This is a genomic window from Aureimonas sp. AU12, from assembly GCF_001463705.1.
Classification (GTDB): Bacteria; Pseudomonadota; Alphaproteobacteria; order Rhizobiales; family Rhizobiaceae; genus Aureimonas.
Map to the genome: position 1 here is coordinate 1 of NZ_BBWH01000069.1, position 540 is coordinate 540.

Sequence of the window (540 nt, forward strand, 5' to 3'; positions counted from 1 at the left end):
TCTACAAGGAGGCGAAGAAGTCGGGCATGGACGCCTCGCTGGTGCGCGTCGCCTGCGAGACGCTGGCGACGACGAACCGGATCGTCATCGCCGGCGAGATCCGCTGCTCGATCGACCCGGCCAAGATGAAGTCGAAGGTGAAGTCGGCCGCGCGCAAGGCGGTGAAGGCGATCGGCTACGAGCAGGACGGCTTCCACTGGCGCACCGCCAAGATCGACGTGCTGCTGCACGACCAGTCGGTCGACATCGCGCAAGGGGTGGATGCGGGCGGCGACAAGAACACCGAGGGCGCCGGCGACCAGGGCATCATGTTCGGCTACGCCTGCCGCGAGACGCCCGACCTGATGCCGGCGCCGATCTTCTACGCCCACAAGATCCTCGAGCGCCTGACGATCGCCCGCAAGGCCGGCGAGGGCGAGGCCGGCAAGCTCGGCCCCGACGCCAAGAGCCAGGTCACCGTGCGCTATGCGGACGGGGCACCCGCCGACATCGTCTCGATCGTGCTCTCGACCCAGCACATGGACGAGACGCTGACCTCGG

1 protein-coding gene is annotated in these 540 nt (G+C 68.1%); it reads left to right on the forward strand.

The window, feature by feature from the left end; genetic code table 11:
• On the forward strand, nucleotides 1–540 hold a 540-nt coding region (locus AUL33_RS21365; protein WP_280137848.1), incomplete at both ends, for an S-adenosylmethionine synthetase N-terminal domain-containing protein.